Origin of the sequence: Kaistella sp. PBT33-4, assembly GCF_029194425.1 — a bacterium.
In the GTDB taxonomy this organism is placed as follows: Bacteria; Bacteroidota; Bacteroidia; order Flavobacteriales; family Weeksellaceae; genus Marnyiella.
Window position 1 is genome coordinate 485,634 of sequence record NZ_JARFYL010000004.1, and the last position, 7,355, is coordinate 492,988.

The window sequence follows — 7,355 nt, forward strand, 5'->3', positions numbered from 1 at the left end:
AAAAAGTTCTGCTATAGGTTAGAATTTCACATTTAGCTGAAAACCGATTGTCCTTGCCGACGGTAACTGGCCTATTTCTACGCCCGGCGTAATGGTGCTGTTGTCCAGTGTAGCCACTTCAGGATCAAACATTGGAAATTCCGTCCACATCCAGAGGTTCTTGCCAAAGATGGCTACCGTCAGATCATTCAGTTTAAGCGGTGCGATCATCGCTTTGGGAAAAGAGTATGCAAGGCGTGCGTCTCTGAGTTTGATAAAAGAGGTATCAAAAGTATTGGTTTCCACATTGGCACGGCGGTAGTAGTCGCCGTAATAAGCACTCAGACTTACTGCCCTGGTGTTGGGGCTGAATGTACCGTCTGCATTCTGCACAACGCCTGCACCCACAATGGTTCCGCCGGGATTGTCCCGGCCCATTAAGGTATGTCCCAGCTTACCCTGTTCCGACATCTTATGGTGTGTCTGGGAATAAGCCATACCGCCGTACTGACCGTCTATGGAAAAACTGAGGGTTACATTTTTGTACTGGAACTCATTTTGAAAACCGGCACGCCATTTTGCAAAGGCATTGCCCACCTTTTCTACATTTGCCGGCCTGGCAGGTAATCCGTTTTCACCATAAACGACCTGTCCATCAGGTGCCCTAAGGAGTTTAAAGCCATAAAGGTCTCCAAGGGAACCACCAACTACAGCGTTGAAATAGACCACACCCGCGACGGTCGCCATTGTGTACGGTTCTGAGCCTACAGCCTCCGGCAGACTCATGATTTCATTACGGTTCATGGACCAGTTTCCGCCCAGTTTCCAGCGGAAATCCGGAGTTTTCACCGGCGTATAGTCCAAAGACATTTCTATTCCCCGGTTACGTATCTCGCCGGCATTAATCCACCTGTGTGCGTACCCGGACTCGTACATCATGGGAATCCGGATAATCTGATTGGCCGTATTGTTCTGGTAAAGGGTAAAGCTGTAATTCAGTCTGTTTCTTAAAAGCCCCAGATCCATGCCCGCCTCTATATTGGTATTGATTTCCGGTTTCAGATTAGGATTTGGGAAGGTGGAGGGAGTAATTACACCTCCCGGAATATCATCCATATCATAGTATTTCTCCAGCTGATACGGAGAACCGTCAATTCCAACCTTGGCCCAGGAACCACGCAGTTTCCAGTAATTTAACGCGCGCGATTTCAGGTTGAACAGATCGGATAAAATGAAACTGGTACTGACGGAGGGGTAAAAGAATGAGCGGTTTTCGGCAGGAAGCGTGCTGCTCCAGTCATTTCTACCGGTAATATCCAGGAAAATTTTACTGTCCCAATCCATTGTAACAAGGGCATATGCACTGTTTACCTGTTCGTCATATGGTTTTGGCACTTTTGTAATGAGCGATATGGCATTGGTAAGTGTGTACTGGCCCGGAACCTTCAGACCTTCGGCACGGTAATCATTCATGATATACTCGTTATAGCGCATACTGGCACCTGCCGAAGCAGATACATTGAACTGCCCGAAATTATTCTTATAGTTAAAAAGGACGTCGCTGTTATATTCCTGATTGGTTATATGCTGTTCCCTGTAAAAACCCTTCAGGTAATTGGCCGAGCTCCATGGGCGCTGTGTGGTCCGTTCTTCATTCAGAACCTCAACACCTGAACGCAGCATCATGCTGAAGTTTGGAGAGATGTTATAATCCAACGTCATATTTCCGCTGATGTTGCGCTTGTCCACACCGTTGAGCATTTTGTAGGCAATCAGGTACGGATTGTCGATAAATGAGCTGAAGGGATGAATCTGGTCCAGCTCTTCCTGACCGTTTTTCCAGATGGGTTGGTACCACGCCAAATCTACATTGGGATTCTGGAAGATCATAAAGTAGGAAATGGACTGGTTGTTATAACCGGTTGCCGGAAGATTGTCACTCTTGGTCCTGTTGTAAGCCAGTTTTGTTGAAATTTTAAGCCTGTCGCTTAGCTTGTGAGAAAGGGATCCCGCAAAATTGAAGCGGTTAAAGCCTGTATTCGGCATCATCCATTCGTTATCAAGATAAGTGAGAGAGGTACGGAAACTGGTTCTGTCATTGGAATGTTCTACAGCAATGCTGTTGGAATAGGTAGAGCCCACTTCCCAGAAACCTTTCACATTGTCGCGGTACGGACGCCAAAGCTGCCTTTCTGCACTTTGACCCTGAACGGTAGGATCGTACTGGAAATAATACTGACCCGCGAACTTTGGCCCAAAGGCACTGCTGGTGCCACCCGTACTAACGCCGTCGGGCGACGCTCCGTAGGAGTAATAGAAATTCCCGTTCTTATCTTTTGCAAGAGTTCCCTGTCCGTATTCGTACTGGTAATCGGGCCATTTCAAAACAGAATCGAAGCTGGAATAGGAATTAAAGCTTACCTGCAGTTTGCCGTTCCGGCTTTTCCCGGATTTGGTAGTAATCATCAGCGCGCCGTTTGCAGCGCGCGACCCATACAGAGCTGCCGCGGATGCTCCCTTTAACACTGTTACGCTTTCAATATCGTCGGGATTAATACTGTTCAGACCATTTCCCAGATCAATAGGCAGGTCACCGCCCGAGCCGGCACCATAGGCCGGCGTACCTGTGCCCGAGTTTACGCGGGGTCCGTCGCTCAGCGGAATTCCGTCTACAACGATCAGTGCATAATTATTGTCCATGAACATGGACTTTTCACCACGAAGCGTGATTCTGGCAGAGCCCAAAGGTCCGGCGCCGGCAGTCTGAACTTTCAGACCGGCCACCTTGCCTTCCATAGACTGTACCCAGTTATTGTTCTGTGTTTCTTCAAAGGTTTCAGACCCTACAGTTTCGGCTACATAACCCAGGGATTTGTCCTGGCGCTTGATTCCAAGTGCTGTTACAACAACTTCTTCAATCTTTTGCTCTTTCAGGGAATCCTGGCGGGTTTGAGCTGCCATTTCTACAGTCACGATACCGCTAAGTACAAGTACAAGGATTTTCTGTATCTTTCTTTTCACGATCTTTTAATTTGCCGCAAAATTACTCAGCACCGGTGGGTATTGTCTTTAACCCTGCTTTAAGGCTTTATGAAGAAATCGGTACTTTTGGGTTAAAGCAGTCTTAACAGATATTGTAAACTATTGCATACCACGACCTGTACTATGTTAAGCATCGGTAATATAGCATAACGTATGTGAAATTAGAGAAACAGACCCCGGACTAAGCAAAGGGAAGGAGTAGTTTTTTGAACTGCTGCAATCAGAAAACAAGAAAAAATCCAGACTGTAAAAAATCTGGATTCTCTATATAAATTTGTGTTTTTCAGTTGAGATGGAAGTCATTTCAAAAGCTCTTAAAAAGACCGTTTAATAACTCCGTATCTCCACTACAAAATTACAGATAAGGGATCTTTGATATTTTGCCCAAATTTGCCCAGATGGTAAGTAAATTCTTAAAGAAAAAAAGTAATTTGCGGCATGATCAATAAACTGAGAGAGGAATTTGAAAAAATATACTTCAGCGACATTGCCACAACAAAGGGACTGGAGAGTCTGGCCATCAACATGGGTGTTTCCCGAAACTCGCTTCGCAGGTTCCTGGGAAAAATAAAGAATGAAAGTCAACTGCGCATTTCAACACTGAATTTAATAGCGGTGCGCCTGGGCTACCGAAACTTTCAGGACTTCTGCGAGCGCTCCGGATCGACCACACCCATACTTGATTTCGAACTACTGGACATCTACTACGGAACCGTAAAAGGAAAAGGCACATCGTTAAACGAAACCCGTTTCCAAAAAGCTAATTACCATTTCGCAAAAAAAATCATATCCCACCCGGGCAACCTTACAGAATTTGTAAAACGTTTTGCGGCCAATGAAGAAGCACTGGAATATGTCTTTGCCTGGTATCCCTCCTATGAACATATTGCCAACGATAATTATCAGGAAGCCCTGCTTTATGTGGCAAAGATCAGCAAGAAAGCGCACGTAAAGGTTTTCGCATATTCATTTGTTTATTTCGGGAAATTCATGTCCGAAAACCTGTCTCAGGGTGAGGCTACAGAACTTATGAATAAGATTGAAAAGCAGGTAATTAAAATGCGATGTGAAGAATTTGAGGTATTTCCGGAAGCCCGATACAGCACCGTTAAAAGTATTCACTCTCACATTTTTGGAAATCCTGAAAAAAACAGTCCTTTTCCGCTGCTACCTCACTCAGATTTCGGATTTATCCACAGCCGGCCACTTATCGATCGGATTATTTACACCAGTTATGTGGGAAATATGCTCACAATCCTGAAAGATTATAACACCGCAGAAACGCTCATTGGCGATGCGCCCACTGAGAAAGCGCTTAAGACCTTTGAGGACGAAAATCCTCTCTATAAATGCCACGTACATCTGTACCGTATTACACGTGCGCTCCTTATGTTTCATTTGGGTAAGGAGCAGGAAGCCATGTACATGTTCGACCAGTTGCTGGTTAACTCCACCGATGTAATGCGTTATTCCTTCGACAGTAAAATTTATTTCGAACTTCAGTACTATAATCTGGGCTGCAAACTTTACCCAAATCGTGAGGACTTTCATCAGAAGTACCAGATTCTGCTGCAGAAAACTAAATTCAGTTATTTAACCAGTTTTTAATGACCGCACTTTTAATTACTATCCTTGGTCACCTGTGCTACGGTACCACTAATGTGATGTGGAAAAATCCGCGTAATGAGATGGGTACCCTACCACTTATCATTACCCGCAGTTTTTTTTCATTCCTGATTTTTCTTTTTAGCTTTATTGCACTCACCAATTTAGGGCTGCTTACTGCACCAAAAATCACTTTTAGGGATTTGCTGAGTACCGCAGGGATCTGTGCAGTGAATTATTTCGGTCTGTTCTTTTATCTGAAAAGCCTGAAGCATGCGCCTGTCTCCAGCACCATCGGATTCGGAAAAGTGAGCCTTATTATCGGCGTTTTGTCTGCGTACTTTCTTTATGATGAAGAAATTTCGGCCCTGAAAATAGGTATGTGCATCATAGTTCTGATCGGAGTTACTTTCATTGAAAGAGCTGCCAGAATCGGATCCGAAGTAATGTCTAAAGGTTTAATGTACTCAATATTATGTAAGTTATTCTGGGGTACGTCTTATCTTTTTGTCCCTTTTATAGATAAACTGGGACCTATCCTTTTCTGCGTAGTTCTGGAATTTATAGTCTGCACACTCAGTTGCCTTCTGCTGCTTGCAAGCCGCAGCAAGTTCCCTTCCCATACGGTAAGCCGAAGAACAAAATTTGAGATCGGCATCCTTGTCGTATTGGGAACCGGAGGCACTTTCTGCCTGAATTTTGCGCTGGCAAATATCAGCATTCTCCTTTTCGCGACACTGGCCTTAATAGAACCGATTCTGGGTCTCATCATCTCCAAAATTTATCACAGGGAAAGGCTGACACCTCTGCAGTATGCGGGGGTCTGGATGGGTATAGCAGCAGCGTTTGTTTTGGGTGTACTCAAATAAATTCCGGGTCTCTTTCTAGTCCTTAATAAACCGTGTAGATACAGAATTTCCTTCCTTATCTAAAGTCTGCAGGATATAGTTGCCGGCAGGCAGATGAGCTACATTCAGTTTCTGCAATCCGGAATCATCAGACTGTGCCATGATTTTCTGCCCTGCATAATTAAATACAGTGAATTCAATGATGTTCCTGGCAGACCTGACGTGAAGTACATCCTTTACAGGGTTAGGATACACGGTCATTTCCGTATCCAATTCCACCGATTTTACACCAAGTGCATCCTGCGAATTGATTTTCACAAATGAGAAATTACCCTGAACAACCCCAGCTGTTCCCTGCCAGCAAGCGGTATAAAGCGTTCCGTATCCGGCAGTACTTGTTCCGGTAGAATTTGTGGATCTGGAAGAGCTAATATCATTTCCTGTATGCCTAATTTCAATCACGAGGTTGGTACCGGTATACAGGTAGGGCGTGTTAAAGTTGATGGTGTGACTGAAGGCATTAGGATCAGCACCCGATGTTAAAGCTCCGGCAGGAACTACAAGTACTCCGGAGCGCACCTGAGTCTGCGGTCCCACCACATTCGCACTGAAATCAAACTGACGGTTGGGAGGCTCCACCCCATTGCTGAGGAAGATTTCGTAGCTTGGGAAAGTAGCATCGGTAGCCGGCCAGTTTGAAGTTGCGTTGGCGGGCAGTCTGAAGGCAATGGAAGTGAGGTATTTTCCGTTTAACGCGGTCAGCAGGGAATCGTCTATAATAAGCTGATAGGTTCTGGCGGAACTCGCATAAACACCGGTAAATCCTGAACTGGCAGTAAGATCCGGGACGGTAACTGATGTCTGCCCAGTGGCATGATGCGTTCCCAGGGCCAGGAAAAAAGCTGCAGAAAGTATTGCTGCCGACCGCCTGATTGCTGTTAATTGTCCTGCGTTGCTGTATTTTCTGAAACGAAGTAATTCTGTTTTCATACGTATTTATTTTGATTATCATAAAGTTATAAAAAAATACTGCGCAGTGCATAAAAAACTTTGTTGATGAGATTTTAATCAACAATCAGCATTTTTAAACTGCAGCCTGTAACCAGAATTGTTTTTGTTTGTCAGATCTTTCACACAGATAAAAAACCAGCGATATCTGCGGTATCAGCGGGAACCTAAGTAAAACAATCTGTGAAATCCGTGAGATCCGTGCGGGAAATATATTCGCATAGATTACACTGATTCTCACAGATAAAAATCTGCGATATCAGCGATATCAGCGGGAACCTAAGTAAAATAATCTGTGAAATCCGTGCAATCCGTGCGGGAATTACATTCGCACAGATAATAAATTAGCGAAATATGCGGTATCAGCGGGAACCTAAGTAAAACAATCTGTGGAATCGTGAGATCCTTGCGGGAAATATATTCGCATAGATTACACTGATTCTCACAGATAAAAATCTGCGATATCAGCGATATCAGCGTGAACCTAAGTAAAATAATCTGCGAAAATCAGCGTGAAATACAACATAAAAGAGAACCACTTTTGTGATTCTCTCTATTTAGTAGCGGGGACACGACTCGAACGTGCGTTCGCCGCGGCGAATAGCAGCCCTCCATTGGCTACAAAAAAAGAGAACCACCTTTGTGATTCTCTTGCTTAGTAGCGGGGACACGACTCGAACGTGCGTTCGCCGCGGCGAATAGGAGCCCTCCACTGGCTACAAAAAAAGAGAACCACCTCTGTGATTCTCTTGCTTAGTAGCGGGGACACGACTCGAACGTGCGTTCGCCGCGGCGAATAGGAGCCCTCCACATGCTACAAAAAAAGAGAACCACTTTTGTGATTCTCTTGCTTAGTAGCGGGGACACGACTCG

The 7,355-nt window shown here is 44.9% G+C and carries 4 protein-coding genes; 2 read left to right on the forward strand and 2 right to left on the reverse strand.

Annotated elements, in window-relative coordinates:
* Positions 1 to 18 precede the first annotated feature (18 nt).
* Entirely contained in the window at positions 19 to 3,000 is a 2,982-nt protein-coding gene (locus tag P0M11_RS11085) for a SusC/RagA family TonB-linked outer membrane protein (RefSeq protein WP_275625716.1), read from the reverse strand.
* 459 nt (positions 3,001 to 3,459) lie between these two features.
* Here P0M11_RS11085 and P0M11_RS11090 point away from each other — a divergent pair, with 459 nt between their 5' ends.
* Both P0M11_RS11090 and P0M11_RS11095 read left to right on the forward strand, forming a co-directional pair.
* A complete protein-coding gene (locus tag P0M11_RS11090; protein WP_275625717.1) occupies positions 3,460 to 4,629 on the forward strand; it encodes a hypothetical protein in 1,170 nt (389 codons plus the stop codon).
* Positions 4,629 to 5,495, forward strand: coding sequence for a DMT family transporter (locus P0M11_RS11095; RefSeq protein WP_275625718.1), 867 nt, complete (start codon positions 4,629 to 4,631; stop codon positions 5,493 to 5,495). The genes P0M11_RS11090 and P0M11_RS11095 overlap by 1 nt, the downstream gene beginning before the upstream one ends.
* 15 nt (positions 5,496 to 5,510) lie before the next feature.
* Here P0M11_RS11095 and P0M11_RS11100 read toward each other — a convergent pair whose 3' ends face one another.
* Positions 5,511 to 6,464 (reverse strand): T9SS type A sorting domain-containing protein, encoded by a 954-nt coding sequence (locus P0M11_RS11100; RefSeq protein ID WP_275625719.1) that lies wholly within the window; start codon positions 6,462 to 6,464, stop codon positions 5,511 to 5,513.
* Positions 6,465 to 7,355: the final 891 nt, after the last annotated feature.